The organism is Mesorhizobium sp. WSM4310 (genome assembly GCF_007003935.1).
Taxonomy (GTDB): domain Bacteria; phylum Pseudomonadota; class Alphaproteobacteria; order Rhizobiales; family Rhizobiaceae; genus Mesorhizobium.
In genome coordinates this window covers 171,262-184,940 of sequence record NZ_VFTA01000002.1, presented here as the reverse complement: position 1 = coordinate 184,940, position 13,679 = coordinate 171,262, and the positions used below count along the sequence as shown (strand labels likewise).

11 protein-coding genes and 1 tRNA gene are annotated in these 13,679 nt (G+C 62.6%); 5 read left to right on the top strand and 7 right to left on the bottom strand.

All coding sequences use genetic code 11. The features are described from left to right. Positions 1 to 58 precede the first annotated feature (58 nt). Positions 59 to 820, top strand: a complete 762-nt coding sequence (locus tag FJV80_RS03855; protein WP_095792653.1) for a glycosyltransferase family 25 protein — start codon at positions 59 to 61, stop codon at positions 818 to 820. Positions 821 to 985: 165 nt separating this feature from the next. On the opposite strand, the gene FJV80_RS03850 is transcribed toward FJV80_RS03855, so the two are convergent. Continuing rightward, positions 986 to 1,060: transfer RNA gene (locus FJV80_RS03850), tRNA-Val, on the bottom strand. Between the two features lie 116 nt (positions 1,061 to 1,176). After that, complete coding sequence (locus FJV80_RS03845; protein WP_006199474.1) at positions 1,177 to 1,539, bottom strand: response regulator; 363 nt, start codon at positions 1,537 to 1,539, stop codon at positions 1,177 to 1,179. Between the two features lie 163 nt (positions 1,540 to 1,702). Here FJV80_RS03845 and FJV80_RS03840 point away from each other — a divergent pair, with 163 nt between their 5' ends. After that, on the top strand, positions 1,703 to 2,644 hold the full coding sequence (locus FJV80_RS03840; protein ID WP_095786999.1) for an N-formylglutamate amidohydrolase: 942 nt from the start codon (positions 1,703 to 1,705) through the stop codon (positions 2,642 to 2,644). A gap of 314 nt (positions 2,645 to 2,958) precedes the next feature. Next, positions 2,959 to 3,732, top strand: coding sequence for a histidinol-phosphatase (hisN, locus tag FJV80_RS03835; protein WP_095772731.1), 774 nt, complete (start codon positions 2,959 to 2,961; stop codon positions 3,730 to 3,732). Between the two features lie 30 nt (positions 3,733 to 3,762). Here hisN and FJV80_RS03830 read toward each other — a convergent pair whose 3' ends face one another. The 4 genes from FJV80_RS03830 to FJV80_RS03820 all read right to left on the bottom strand — a co-directional run bounded on the left by FJV80_RS03830 (position 3,763) and on the right by FJV80_RS03820 (position 6,238). Continuing rightward, the gene (locus FJV80_RS03830) at positions 3,763 to 4,593 is read right to left on the bottom strand and encodes a helix-turn-helix domain-containing protein (protein WP_142875591.1); all 831 of its coding nucleotides are present in this window, start codon (positions 4,591 to 4,593) and stop codon (positions 3,763 to 3,765) included. 105 nt (positions 4,594 to 4,698) lie between these two features. Beyond that, positions 4,699 to 4,935 (bottom strand): DUF1127 domain-containing protein, encoded by a 237-nt coding sequence (locus FJV80_RS03825; protein WP_142875590.1) that lies wholly within the window; start codon positions 4,933 to 4,935, stop codon positions 4,699 to 4,701. A 3-nt stretch (positions 4,936 to 4,938) separates the two neighbouring features. After that, positions 4,939 to 5,094, bottom strand: a complete 156-nt coding sequence (locus FJV80_RS34435) for a hypothetical protein (protein WP_179295806.1) — start codon at positions 5,092 to 5,094, stop codon at positions 4,939 to 4,941. Between the two features lie 166 nt (positions 5,095 to 5,260). Next, positions 5,261 to 6,238, bottom strand: coding sequence for an alpha/beta hydrolase (locus FJV80_RS03820; protein WP_142875589.1), 978 nt, complete (start codon positions 6,236 to 6,238; stop codon positions 5,261 to 5,263). Positions 6,239 to 6,718: 480 nt separating this feature from the next. Here FJV80_RS03820 and FJV80_RS03815 point away from each other — a divergent pair, with 480 nt between their 5' ends. Next, a complete protein-coding gene (locus tag FJV80_RS03815; protein WP_095772596.1) occupies positions 6,719 to 7,186 on the top strand; it encodes an Hsp20 family protein in 468 nt (155 codons plus the stop codon). A gap of 81 nt (positions 7,187 to 7,267) precedes the next feature. Here FJV80_RS03815 and FJV80_RS03810 read toward each other — a convergent pair whose 3' ends face one another. Continuing rightward, positions 7,268 to 8,320 carry a low specificity L-threonine aldolase gene (locus FJV80_RS03810; protein WP_142875588.1) on the bottom strand — a complete coding sequence of 351 codons (1,053 nt, stop codon included), beginning with the start codon at positions 8,318 to 8,320 and terminating at the stop codon, positions 7,268 to 7,270. Positions 8,321 to 8,807: 487 nt separating this feature from the next. Between FJV80_RS03810 and gltB the strand changes: the two genes are divergently transcribed. Continuing rightward, the gene (gene gltB, locus FJV80_RS03805) at positions 8,808 to 13,553 is read left to right on the top strand and encodes a glutamate synthase large subunit (RefSeq protein ID WP_142875587.1); all 4,746 of its coding nucleotides are present in this window, start codon (positions 8,808 to 8,810) and stop codon (positions 13,551 to 13,553) included. Positions 13,554 to 13,679 lie beyond the last annotated feature (126 nt).

The following is a 13,679-nucleotide window of genomic DNA, read 5'->3' as shown; positions in this document are numbered from 1 at the left end:
TGACGTTGAAGCGGCACCAATATAGCTGATAGTTTATTTGTAGGTTGCGGGGGCGACAATGAAATGTTTGGTGATTAATCTTGACCGATCAGTTGATCGGATGGCCTCGGCTACAGCTCAGTTTTCTCGTATTGGGATTGATTTCGAGCGCGTCGCCGGTATCGACGCAATGAACGGGGCTCCGTTTACCGCGCCGCCGCTGACCGAAACCGAAATCTGTTGCTTTCTCAGTCACCGCCGCTGCTGGAAAACCATCGCGGATGGTCCCGACAAGTATGGCGCGGTATTCGAGGACGATGTTGTTTTCAGCCAGGACGCTGGTGGCGTTTTGGCTGATGACTCCTGGGTCCCGCCAGATGCCGATATCATCAAGCTGGAAACATTCCTCAGCCGAGTAAGACTCGGGAGCCGGCACATCCCCGTCAAAAACGGATACTCAGCAAGGCGGCTTCTCGGGCAACACTTAGGTTCGTGCGGCTACGTGATTTCCAAAAGTGCCGCCTATGGCCTGCTCAGAAATACGGAACGCTTTAGGGCAGCAGTCGACGTCGCCCTTTTCAGCCCAAATCAGATGACGGCCGCGCGCAACACGGTCTACCAATTGATGCCGGCTCTCTGCGCGCAAGCGGCCGTCGTTGGCATCGAGGGACCTTTGAGCTTGATCCAACTTGCTCCCAGACCCCATGTAAACAAGCGAATGGCCGACAGAATCCATTCAGAGGCGACGCGCATTTTCTGGTACTTGCGTAACAGGAATTTCTTATCGACAGAGAAAGTTGACGCTGTGCGGCTAGGCGGCCCCTCGGTCTACCCCAAATAAAAACGGTAGCTCACGCGGCATGTCGGCCAAGACGCTCGACAAATCGGCCTATGGGTCAAGATCCGTCGTCCACCCGGGCGGCGGATTTTGCTTTTCCCCTAAAAAGCAAACATCATCCGTTTCTGCGCCAAACGGAGGAGGGTGTCAGCCAAGTAGTTGAAAGGATGGTGGGCGTGACAGGGATTGAACCTGTGACCCCTGCAATGTCAATGCAGTGCTCTCCCGCTGAGCTACACGCCCATCCGACGTCGCGCATACACCATTTTTGGTCCGGCGCGTCAATAGCGAGAAAAAGGAAAGAAGGCGTCGTCTCGCCGCACCGGCAAACAGGTGCCCATGCCTCAGCTGAAGGCGGCTCAGGCCGCCTGCAGCATCTTCTCGACCTCGTTGACGAGATCGCGCAGGTGGAAGGGCTTCGACAGCACCTTGGCGTCTTTCGGCGCTTTGGAATCCGGGTTCAGCGCAACGGCGGCGAAACCGGTGATGAACATGACCTTGAGGTCGGGATCGATCTCGGTGGCGCGACGCGCCAGTTCGATACCGTCCATCTCCGGCATGACGATGTCGGTCAACAGCAGCGAGAACGGCTCCTCGCGCAGCCGCTCATAGGCGCTGGCGCCATTGTCGAAATCGCTGACCTGGTAGCCGGCGCGTTCCAGCGCCTTGACGAGGAAACGGCGCATATCGTCGTCGTCTTCCGCCAGAAGAATGCGTGCCATGATATCCCGTCCGAATCACCCGCCCGAGACTGCCGCCCAGGCAGCCCGTTAACCATCCTGTATATGAGGCGGTGACGGTAAACATCAAGTGAATACGGCGAAGCGTTATCCGCATTCGGCAGCGCGATGCGGACGGCGAAATGCTGGACATGCGGCCGGCAAGGTGGCACTTTCATACGATGATGCATCGGTGTTTTCGGGTTCGTGCAAATTGAAGACGGCAGCCGAGGATTTTTCGGTCGTTCAACCCTTCGAAATCCGATCGGGCGTCGAACAGCGCGTCCCCTTCCTGTTCAACTCACCGCATAGCGGCCGCTACTATCCGGAACGCTTCCTCGCCATGGCGAGGCTCGACCGCAACGCCATCCGCCGTTCGGAAGATTGCTACGTCGATGAACTGTTCGGCGGCGCCGTGGCGCTTGGCGCGCCGATGCTGGCGGCGAATTTCCCGCGCGCCTATCTCGACGTCAACCGCGAGCCGTGGGAACTCGACCCACGCATGTTCGCCGAGCCGGTGCCGTCCTTCTGCAACATCCGTTCGGCGCGGGTGGCCGGTGGACTTGGCACCGTGCCCAAGCTGGTGGGTGAAGGGCTCGACATCTATTCCGGTCGCCTGCCGCTCGCCGAAGCCGTCGCCCGCATCGAGGCCGTCTACAAGCCCTATCATGAAACGCTGAAGCGGCTTTTGACCAGAACCCATGCCCGCTTCGGCTTTGCAGTGCTGATCGACTGCCATTCGATGCCGGCAAGCATCCGCGTCGGCGACAGCGGCCTGCGGCCGGACTTCATCATCGGCGATCGTTTCGGCATCTCGGCCACCGCCGCCCTGACCGAGACGGCGATCGGCCTCTTGACCGCGATGGGCTATACGGTCGCCCACAACAAGCCGTATGCCGGCGGCTTCATCACGGAACATTATGGCCGTCCGGCGCGCCATCTGCATGCCCTGCAGATCGAGGTCAATCGCGGGCTCTACATGAATGAGCGGACGTTCGAGAAAGTCGCTGGCTTCGACGCGCTGGCCGACGATCTGACGCGATTTTCAGCGGATCTGATGGCGATGCCCGACCATCACTTCATCGACCTGCCGCTGGCCGCGGAGTGAAATAGCCGGCCCGAGGTGCAGGTGTAAAAAAAGACCGCATCGTTTGCACGATACGGTCGAAGTCTAGGGAGGAAACGCCCAAGGAGGGCATGGACAGGAAACCCTGTCCGAGGCTGAGGGTATTGTGCGGTGCACAAATGTCAAGCGATGTTCAGGCTTTTTTAATTCAGAGTGATGTGGAAATTGCCTTTCGATGACGCGGATGTGACATTTGGGCAACAAGTGTCGCCGCGAATAAATCGATAAACAGGCTTGTTTTGGCGGGAAAGTGTCGGCAGAGCCCGATTGGGCACTGGGCAATGCGGGAGAATCAATTGGACATCAGCATCGATTTCATGCGCCGCATTGCGCAGGCGGCAGCGGCCGAGACCTTGCCGCGCTTTCGCGCCCAGGGTGCCGTCGCAAACAAGGAAAAGGGCAGTTTCGACCCGGTCACGGAAGCCGACCGTGAGACCGAACGCGCCATCCGCGCACTGATATCGGCGCAGTATCCCGACCATGGCATTCTCGGCGAGGAGCATGGCAGCGAAAACACCTCCAGCCGGCATGTCTGGGTGATCGACCCGATCGACGGCACGCGCGCCTTCATTTCCGGCCTGCCAGTGTGGGGGACACTGGTCGGATTGACGGTCGACGGCGACGCGGTCGCCGGCATGATGGCGCAGCCTTTCACTGGCGAGCTGTTCTACGCCAACGCCTCGGGCTCGCACTATGAGGGGCCGGGCGGTCCGCGCAAGCTTGCGACCCGCAAGACGACAAGGCTCGATGAGGCGACGCTGTTCACCACCACGCCAGCGCTGTTCCAGGGCGAGGCGCGCACGCGCTATGACACGTTCGAGAAACAGGTCCAACTCGCCCGCTACGGCGTCGATTGCTATGCCTTCGCGATGATCGCCTCGGGGAGCGTCGACATCGTCGCCGATCCCGGCCTGAAACCCTACGACATCGTGGCGCTGATCCCAATCATCGAGAAGGCCGGCGGCGTCGTCACCACCTTCGATGGCGGACCGGCGGAAAAGGGCGGCGATGTGCTGGCGGCGGCGACGCCGGAGCTTCACGCGGCCGCCATGGCTGCCCTGCGCGGCTGATATCTCCGGGCTTTCTTCGAAGCAGTCGCTTCAGCGCGACCTGATCGAGCGCTGGAATGCCGCCGGCGTGCGTCCGTAGACCTGTCTGAACGACGCGCTGAAATGGCTGTGGCTTGAAAAGCCGAGGTCCATGCCGAGCGTGGTCAGATTGTCGTAGCGGCCGAGCAGGTCGAGCGCGCGCGCCAGCCGCAGGCGCAGATGATAGCGATAGAGCGGCATCGCCTCGACCTGCTGGAATATTTGCGTCAGATAGACCGGCGAGACTCCGACCTCAGCGGCAATCTCGGCCAGCCTCCAGCGCCGCGACAGATCCGACGCCAGCACCAGCTTGGCGCGGTCGACCAGTTTTTGCCGTCCGGGGCTGGCGCCCGCGACATGCGAGGTGCGCTCGCCGAGCGAGCGCCGCGCCAGCGTTAGCGCCAGCGTCTCGGCCTCCAGCGTTTCGGCGACATTGCAGCTCAGGCTGTGGCGCAGCAGCGCCACCAAGGCTTGCGCGCGCGGATCGATGCGCCGGTGCTGGCGGCGAAACGCCAGGACGCCACTGGCGCGCAACTGCTCCTTCGGCGCCAGTTCCCGCAATTGGCCTTCCTCGATGACGAGGTCGAGGCAGGCGTCACCGCCCTCGATGGGATGGCTGACCTGGTAAGCTTCCGCCTCATTGAAGAACAGAAGCTGATTGGCTTCCGCGACCGCATCATTGCGGCCGACATGGCGCACGAAGACGCCGCGATAGGGGAACACCAGATGCGTGGCAGACGTGCACTCCTCATCGCTCCTGTGACGGCATTCGCCGCTGCAGACGACATCCCGCACCCTGACGGTGCCGGTGTCCAGAAGGAGCTGAACCGTGAATTGCGACATGGCCGTTGCGTTTTCCCTCGCGCCGGAATGATTCCGGCATTGCGATGGGCACTCTATCCAAACGGCCTGCCCAATCCTGTCAGGAGACTTCTCGACGGACGCTTCTCAGTCCCACGAGCGACGCCTGAATTCCGAATAGGCTTCGCCGCGTGACAGACCGATGTCCTTGAGCTGTTCGTCTGTCATTTCCAGCAAGGCAAGCCGGCTTCGGCGCTTCTCCATCTGGCGGCTGATCCATCTCGCCGCCGCGCTGCATTGGACGTGCAAGGCCTGCAGGATGGTTTCGGTATGGGCTGGCGGCTGGCCAGCCAGGCGTTGTGCCGCCGCGTGATCGGTGCGCATGGCTCAATCCTCGCTCACGCCGGCCGCCGAGACGCCGGCTTCGTTCAGCGCCGTCGCGCATTCCTCGCAGCAGACCTCGACGGTCTTGCCGCCGACCTTGACGCGGATCGGGTCGGCGTCCAACTGGCAATCGCAGGCGGCGCAGGTTTTCTCGGTCATGATCTCATCTCCATGGCGTTCAATTCGACGCGTTGAGATGAGCATTTCGGCGCGAGCGCCGGCTGTCAGAATCTTTAGCGGTTTGCGCGCCGCGGGAAGCGGCTGGCCGATCATCCTGACAACGGTGTGTCAGCTATGCCGGCCTGTGAGAGGACCGCGGTGCCTGTCAGACCGTCGGATCGTCCGAGCCGGGGATGAAGGCGTCGAAGGCGGCAAGGAATTGTTCGCGGTAGAGATCGACCTCCTGCAGGATTTCGTGCTTGGAGCCGTCGATCATCAGCAGCGAGCCGAGCCTCAGGCTTCTGGCGTAGGCTTCCACCGCCCTGGTCGACACGACCTGGTCGGTGCCGGCGGCGATGATCAGCAGAGGCACCTGAATCCGGGCCTTGAAGTCGGGGTCGCTGATGGCTTCCGACGCCTTCGCCGCCGCCTGCAGCCAGCGGATCGTCGGACCGCCAAGCGCCATTCGCGGATACTCTTCGTAGATGCGCGTGTTGCGGCGGTAGCGTCGCGGATCCGACGTTACCTTGTTGGCTAGGAAAGGCAGCGTGTGTCTGGGCCGTGGACCCCAGGCGGCATAGAGCCGGCCCAGCCCCAAAGCGCAGAAAACCGAACAGATACGGCGGACTGTTCGGATCGAGACCGGCAGGTCGGGCAGGGTCAGGAACGGTGCGATCAGCACCATGCGGCGCACGCGGTTCACCATGGACGGCGCGGCAAGCAGCGCGATCACGGCCCCGGCTGAATGGGCAAGGATGTAATACGGCCCGCGGCAATCGGGCAGCACGATCTCCTCGAAAAACTGCTCCAGATCGGCCGTGTAGTCGCGGAAGGACCTGACATAGCCACGCTGGCGATCGCGGATCAGCCGGTCGGAATCTCCCTGGCCGCGCCAATCGAGGGTGGCGACGCCAAAGCCGCGGGCGGCAAGGTCGCGAATGGTTTCGAAATATTTCTCGATGCACTCATTGCGGCCGGACAGCAGCACCACGGTGCCCCGTATCGGGCGCGCGGCCGCCGGGAACAGGCCATAGCGGATCTTCTTGCGGTCGCGCGTGATGAAAAAGCCACCGGTGGCGTTTTCCGGTCGCGGATTGCCCTCGGTTTCGTGGAAAAGCGGCGTGTCGTGGAGAAGGTCCGTCATGCGGCGCTTTGTGCTCGGCGTCTTCAGGTGCCAGCCTGTCGCGGCTGGCCTCGTCAAGGTGATAGACGCCAATGCATTAAAAGCAAAGCAAATCCGGGTCGTGCCGGGATCGCAATGGGAAGGCCGGAAGCCGCCCGAGGGCGTGCTTCCGGCCTCTGTCGATCCGGGAGGAAGGGACGTTAACACCCGGTTCGGCCTCGTTGCGGCATCCCTGTAATATCCGGTGCCGCCAATCCTTGATGTTGACCTCACTCTAGCGGCGGCTGTCTGAACAGGCGCCGAAGCGCCGGTTCATCTGCCGTTCATCAAGGGGCAGGCCATTCAGTTTTTGCAGCCGGAGGAAATCTTGAAATGCATTCGAGCGCTCCCCAAATGTTGAGTGCGGTCGCCAATGTCGGGGCCGCTGGTCCTGCCGAAACGCCGCTTACGGGTTTCGCACCGGCCATACGCAAACCATGTTGCTCAACAGGAGAACACATCATGCGTCACGTTGATTTTTCCCCGCTTTACCGTTCGACCGTCGGCTTCGACCGTCTCTTCACCATGCTGGATTCGCTTGCGCAGCCCGATGGCGCGCAGACCTATCCGCCCTACAATATCGAGCGCACCGGTGAGGATTCCTACCGGATCTCCATGGCGGTTGCCGGCTTTTCGGACGAGGAAATCTCGATCGAAGCTCACCGCAACGTGCTGACCGTCAAGGGTGAGCGCAAGGACGAAGGTGACGGTGAAGGCGCCGAATTGCTCTATCGCGGCATTGCCTCCAGGGCCTTCGAGCGCCGCTTCCAGCTTGCCGACCACGTTGAAGTCGTCGGCGCCACGCTGAAGAACGGCCTGCTCTTCGTCGACCTCAAACGCAACATTCCCGAGGAACTGAAGCCGCGCAAGATCGCGATCACCTCGGCTTCGGCCAAGGCCAAGCAGATCGAGGCCAAGACCGCTGCGTAATGTAGCCCAGGAATAGAAGCGTCTCCTCCCGAGACGAAAGCGGCGCCGAAAGGCGCCGCTTTTTTGTTGTTCGGGGGCCGATTATCCGGCGATCAATTGGCCAAAGCGGTCGACTTCCTCGGCTGACGTCGCGAAGCTGGTGACGAAGCGGTAGAGCAGTTCCTCCTCGCCGATATGGCCGTCAAAGCCATGCGGCTTGTGCCAATCATAGAAGACGGCGCCCGCCGCCTGCAGTCTCTCGGCCTCGGTCTTCTTGATCACGGCGAACACCTCGTTGGCTTGCGGCAGCCAGGCCAGCTTCGCGTGGGCCGAATCCTCGATCGCCGCCGCGAGGCGGGCGGCCATGGCGTTGGCGTGGCGCGCTGTGTCGAGCCACAGGCCGTCCTTGAAATAGGCTTCGAACTGCGCCGCGACGAAGCGCGACTTCGAAAACAGCTGGGCGGCGCGCTTGCGCAGAAAGGCCAATTCCCTGGCGCGGTCGAGGTCGAACAGCACGATCGCCTCGGCGCACCAGCAACCATTCTTGGTGCCGCCGAAGGACAGGATGTCGACGCCGCGCTTCCAGGTCATTTCGGCCGGCGTCGTGTCGAGCGCGACCAGCGCATTGGCAAAGCGGGCGCCATCCATGTGCAGCGGCACGGAATGCCGTTTTGCGATGGCCGAAATCGTCTCGATCTCGTTCAGGCCGTAGATGGTGCCGACCTCGGTCGACTGGGTGATCGAAACCGCCATTGGCCGTCCCCAGTGGACGATTTCGGGCGCGAAGCGGCCAATGGTCCGCTCCAGATTGTGCGCGTCGATCTTGCCCAGTGCGCCGTCTACGGCGTGCAAGCGCGCGCCGCCGGAAAAATGCTCCGGCGCGCCGCATTCGTCCTCGATGGCATGCGATTCGCGGTGCGCGAAGGAAATGCCGCCGGGCTTGTTGAAGGTGGTCAGCGACAGCGCGTTGGCGGCGGTGCCGGTCGCCACGAAGAACACCGCGACCTCGCGTTCGAAAATCTCATTGAAGCGCTGGTAGACCGCCTGGTCGAGCGCGCCGTCGCCATAGGCGGTGGCAAAGCCGCCGGCCGCGGCCGACAGGCCGGCAACGATATTGGGATGGGCGCCTGCCCAATTGTCGGAAGCGAAGAACATGCATCTGCCTATGTCTGGGGAAGATCGGGGAAAATCAGCGCGGAGTTGAACGGTTCCACGCGCCAACCGCAAGGGCCAAGTGCCGGAAAACCGTTAAAGCCAGTCATGCCGACAAGGCAGGGATCGGCGACTGAAGCTTACGTTTTCTCTCAACTTCACGTAATTTTATGTCGCGGAAGGCTCAAGTTTTTTGTGAATCGGTCTTGTGTGCGTCGGGGAATTCTGCCATAAAAATTTAGGACAGTAGTGCTGTCTTATTTTGTCGCACAAAACAGGCTGGATTGGCGTAACATATTGGCCTCTCCGGCTGTTGCTGCGAGCGACAGGTGGACGGCCAGACTCTGGCCTGTACGATACCAGACGCGAACCATGTGGAAAGCCGCCTGGTTCGGCAAGGATTTCGCAAGACGTGCCGCAAGGATCAGGGTGAGCCAAGCGCTTGCCGAGGCAAACCAGCGCCTGAAGGGCTGGAACGGAGGACAGGACAATGACGGACATGACGCTCTCTGCGACGAACGGCCAGGCCGCGCAGACGAAAGCGGCTGCCGTCAAAAATACCTCTCGAACCGACATTGACCGAACCGATATCGGCCGAACCGGTTTTGCCCCTCGGGGCCTCTACGATCCGCGCAACGAGCATGACGCCTGCGGCGTCGGTTTCATCGTCAACATGAAGGGCGTGAAGTCGCATCAGATCGTCAAGGACGGGCTTGCCGTGCTCGAAAACCTGACGCATCGCGGCGCTGTCGGCGCCGACCCGCTGGTCGGCGACGGCGCCGGCGTGCTGGTGCAGCTTCCCGACCAGTTCTTCCGTGAGGAGATGGCGGCCCAGGGCATCGAACTGCCGCCTTCGGGCCAATATGGCGTCGGACACTGGTTCATGCCGCAGGACGCGGCGCTGCGCGCCCATATCGAGGACATCATCGCCGAATCGGCACAGTCCGAAGGACTGCCGCTCATCGGCTTCCGCGACGTGCCCGTCGACAATTCGTCGCTGTCGAAGGCGCCCGATATCGTCGCGTCCGAGCCGTTCCATCGCCAGGTCTTCATCGGCCGCACGGCCGATATTCCAGATGACGAGGAATACGAGGCCCGGCTTTATCTGCTGCGCAAGGTCATTTCGGGCCGCATCTATGCCGAGAACGACAACAAGGACATCGGCGCCTATTGCGTGTCGCTGTCGGCGCGCACCATCGTCTACAAGGGCATGTTCCTGGCCTATCAGGTCGGCGCCTATTACAAGGATCTCAAGGACCCGCGCTTCGAGACCGCGCTGATCCTCGTCCACCAGCGTTTCTCGACCAACACCTTCCCGTCATGGAAGCTGGCGCATCCCTACCGCATGGTCGCGCACAATGGCGAGATCAACACGGTGCGCGGCAACAACAACTGGATGGCGGCGCGCCAGGCCTCGGTCGATTCCGAGCTGTTCGGCAACAACATCTCGAAGCTGTGGCCGATCTCCTATGACGGCCAGTCCGACACGGCGTGCTTCGACAATGCGCTCGAATTCCTGTTCCAGGGCGGCTACAGCCTCAGCCACGCCATGATGATGCTGATCCCGGAAGCCTGGGCCGGCAACAAGCTCATGGATGCCGATCGCAAGGCTTTCTACGAATACCACGCCGCCCTGATGGAGCCGTGGGACGGGCCGGCGGCGGTCGCCTTCACCGATGGCCGCCAGATCGGCGCCACCCTCGACCGCAACGGCCTGCGCCCTGCACGCTACATCGTCACCGACGATGACCGCGTCATCATGGCTTCCGAAGCCGGCGTGCTGCCGGTAGCGGAGGAGAAGATCGTCCAGAAGTGGCGGCTGCAGCCCGGCCGCATGCTGTTGATCGACCTTGCCAAGGGACGCATCGTGCCCGACGAGGAGATCAAGTCGGAGATCGCCACCAGGCACCCCTACAAGACCTGGCTCGCCAACACGCAGCTCATCCTGGAAGACCTGAAGCCGGTCGAACCGCGCGCGCTGCGCAAGGATGTCAGCCTGCTCGATCGCCAGCAGGCGTTCGGCTACACCCAGGAAGACACCAAGCTGTTGATGTCGCCAATGGCGACCACCGGCCAGGAAGCCGTTGGTTCGATGGGCACCGACACGCCGATCTCGGCGATGTCGGACAAGTCGAAGTTGCTCTACACCTATTTCAAGCAGAACTTCGCCCAGGTCACCAACCCGCCGATCGACCCGATCCGCGAGGAGCTGGTGATGAGCCTGGTGTCCTTCATCGGGCCGCGGCCGAACATCTTCGACCTGGTCGGCAATTCGCGCCGCAAGCGGCTCGAAGTGCGCCAGCCCATCCTGACCAATGGCGATCTGGAGAAGATCCGTTCCATCGGCCACACCGAGGACCGTTTCGACACCAAGACCATCGACATCACCTATGGCTCGAATGAGGGCGCTGCCGGCATGCAGGGCGCCATCGACCGCCTGTGCGAACGCGCCGAGGCGGCGGTCGCCGGCGGCTACAACATCATCATCCTGTCCGACCGTCAGCTCGGCCCGGACCGTATCGCCATCCCGGCGCTGCTGGCGACGGCGGCGGTGCACCATCACCTGATCCGCAAGGGGCTGCGTACTTCCGTCGGCCTGGTCGTCGAATCCGGCGAGCCGCGCGAAGTGCACCATTTCTGCTGCCTTGCCGGCTACGGCGCCGAAGCGATCAACCCTTATCTCGCCTTCGATACGTTGCTCGACATGCACAAGCGCGGCGAGCTGCCGGAAGAGGTCGACGCCTACGAGGTCGTGTCGCGCTACATCAAGTCGATCGGCAAAGGCATCCTCAAGGTGATGTCCAAGATGGGCATCTCGACCTACCAGTCCTATTGCGGCGCGCAGATCTTCGACGCCATCGGGCTGAAGTCCGATTTCGTCGAGAAGTATTTCACCGGCACGGCGACGCTGATCGAAGGCGTCGGGCTGGATGAGGTCGCGGGCGAAACCGTCAGCCGCCACACGGACGGTTTCGGCAACGATCCGGTGCTGCGCAACAGCCTCGAGGTCGGCGGCGAATATCTCTTCCGCATGCGCGGCGAGGCGCATATGTGGTCGCCCGACGCGGTCGCCACCCTGCAGCATGCCGTGCGCCAGGGCTCGTGGGAGACCTTCAAGGAATATTCCGCGCAGATCGACAGCGAGACCGCCCGCGCGCAGACCATACGTGGCCTGTTCAAGATCAGGCTGGCTGAAGAGACCGGCCGCAAGAAGGTCGCGCTCGACGACGTCATGCCGGCGGCCGAGATCGTCAAGCGCTTCTCGACCGGGGCGATGTCGTTCGGTTCGATCTCCAGGGAAGCGCACACCACTTTGGCGCGCGCCATGAACCAGATCGGCGGCAAGTCGAACACCGGCGAGGGCGGCGAAGAGGCCGACCGCTATTTGCCGCTGCCCGGCGGCGGCAAGAACCCGGAACGCTCGGCGATCAAGCAGGTCGCCTCGGGACGGTTCGGCGTGACGGCCGAATATCTGGTCAATTCCGATGTCATGCAGATCAAGGTGGCGCAGGGCGCCAAGCCCGGCGAGGGCGGCCAGCTGCCCGGCCACAAGGTCGACGCGACCATCGCCAAGGTCCGGCATTCGACACCGGGCGTCGGCCTGATCTCGCCGCCGCCGCATCACGACATCTATTCGATCGAGGATCTGGCGCAGCTGATCTACGATCTGAAGAACGTCAACCCGGCGGCCGACGTGTCGGTCAAGCTGGTGTCGGAAGTCGGTGTCGGCACGGTCGCGGCCGGCGTCGCCAAGGCGCGCGCCGACCACATCACCATCTCGGGCTATGATGGCGGCACCGGCGCCTCGCCGCTGACCTCGCTCAAGCATGCCGGCAGCCCGTGGGAGATGGGCCTGGCCGAGACGCATCAGACGCTGGTGCTGAACGGCTTGCGCAGCAGAGTGGCGCTGCAGGTCGACGGCGGCTTGCGCACCGGGCGCGACGTCATCATCGGCGCGCTGCTCGGCGCCGACGAGTTCGGCTTCTCGACCGCGCCGCTGATCGCGGCCGGCTGCATCATGATGCGCAAGTGCCACCTGAACACTTGTCCGGTTGGTGTCGCCACCCAGGACCCGGTGCTGCGCAAGCGCTTCAAGGGCACGCCCGAGCATGTCATCAACTTCTTCTTCTACGTGGCGGAAGAGGTGAGGGCGCTGCTGGCCGAGATGGGCTACACCCATATCGACCAGATCATCGGCGACAGCGATCTTCTGGAAAAGCGCGACGTGATCCAGCACTGGAAGGCGCGCGGCCTCGATTTCTCGAAGATGTTCTACAAGCCCGATGCGCCGCACGAAGCGGTGCACTGGACCGAGCGGCAGAAGCACCCGATCGACGACGTCCTCGACCGCAAGCTGATCGAGCTGGCCAAGCCGGCACTGGAGGCCAAGCAACCGGTCAAGATCGAGGTCGATATCCGCAATGTCGACCGTTCCACCGGCGCAATGCTGTCGGGCGAAGTCGCCAAGCGCTTCAAGCACAAGGGGCTGCGCGAGGACACGATCCAGGTGAGACTGACCGGCACAGCCGGCCAGTCCTTCGGCGCCTTCCTGGCGCGCGGCGTCTCGTTCGAACTCGTCGGCGCCGGCAACGACTATGTCGGCAAGGGCCTGTCGGGCGGGCGCATCGTCATCCGGCCGCCGGAAGAGGCCAGGATCGTGACGGCGGACTCCATCATCGTCGGCAACACGGTGCTTTATGGCGCGACCGAGGGTGAAGCCTATTTCGCCGGTGTCGCCGGCGAGCGTTTCGCGGTGCGCAATTCGGGCGTCGCCGCCGTCGTTGAAGGCGTCGGCGACCATGGCTGCGAATACATGACCGGCGGTGTCGTCGTCGTCATCGGCAAGACCGGCCGCAACTTCGCCGCCGGCATGTCGGGCGGCGTCGCCTATGTGCTGGACGAGGCGGGCGATTTCGCCGAGCGCTGCAACATGGCGATGGTCGAACTGGAGCCGGTGCCGGAAGAAGACGACCTGATGGAAAGGCTGCTGCACCATGGCGGCGACCTCGACCACAAGGGTCGCGTCGACGTGTCCGGCGACATGACCAGCCATGACGAGGAACGCCTCTACCAGCTGATCTCGAACCATGTGCACTATACGGGTTCGGTGCGCGGCCGCGAGATCCTCGACGACTGGGCGACGTTCCGGCCGAAATTCCGCAAGATCATGCCGGTCGAATACCGCCGCGCGCTGATCGAGATGGAACGCATGCGCATGGGCGTCGCGGCCGAATAGATTTGCGAGAATTGCCGGGGAGCCCAGGCTTCCCGGCCCCCTTCATCGACAGTTTGACCTCTGGCGCAAGGTTGCCATGGCTGCCTCAAGAGGTTAACGGGTGCGGCGAAAACCGCACCATCTGGA

Bases quoted from the DNA above. Each gene is read 5' to 3' on its own strand.
- FJV80_RS03855 (WP_095792653.1), top strand. From the start codon at position 59: ATGAAATGTTTGGTGATTAATCTTGACCGATCAGTTGATCGGATGGCC.
- FJV80_RS03845 (WP_006199474.1), bottom strand. From the start codon at position 1,539: ATGGCACGCATTCTTCTGGCGGAAGACGACGACGATATGCGCCGTTTC.
- FJV80_RS03830 (WP_142875591.1), bottom strand. From the start codon at position 4,593: ATGTCGCAATTCACGGTTCAGCTCCTTCTGGACACCGGCACCGTCAGG.
- FJV80_RS03825 (WP_142875590.1), bottom strand. From the start codon at position 4,935: ATGCGCACCGATCACGCGGCGGCACAACGCCTGGCTGGCCAGCCGCCA.
- FJV80_RS34435 (WP_179295806.1), bottom strand. From the start codon at position 5,094: ATGACCGAGAAAACCTGCGCCGCCTGCGATTGCCAGTTGGACGCCGAC.
- FJV80_RS03820 (WP_142875589.1), bottom strand. From the start codon at position 6,238: ATGACGGACCTTCTCCACGACACGCCGCTTTTCCACGAAACCGAGGGC.
- FJV80_RS03815 (WP_095772596.1), top strand. From the start codon at position 6,719: ATGCGTCACGTTGATTTTTCCCCGCTTTACCGTTCGACCGTCGGCTTC.
- FJV80_RS03810 (WP_142875588.1), bottom strand. From the start codon at position 8,320: ATGTTCTTCGCTTCCGACAATTGGGCAGGCGCCCATCCCAATATCGTT.
- gltB (WP_142875587.1), top strand. From the start codon at position 8,808: ATGACGGACATGACGCTCTCTGCGACGAACGGCCAGGCCGCGCAGACG.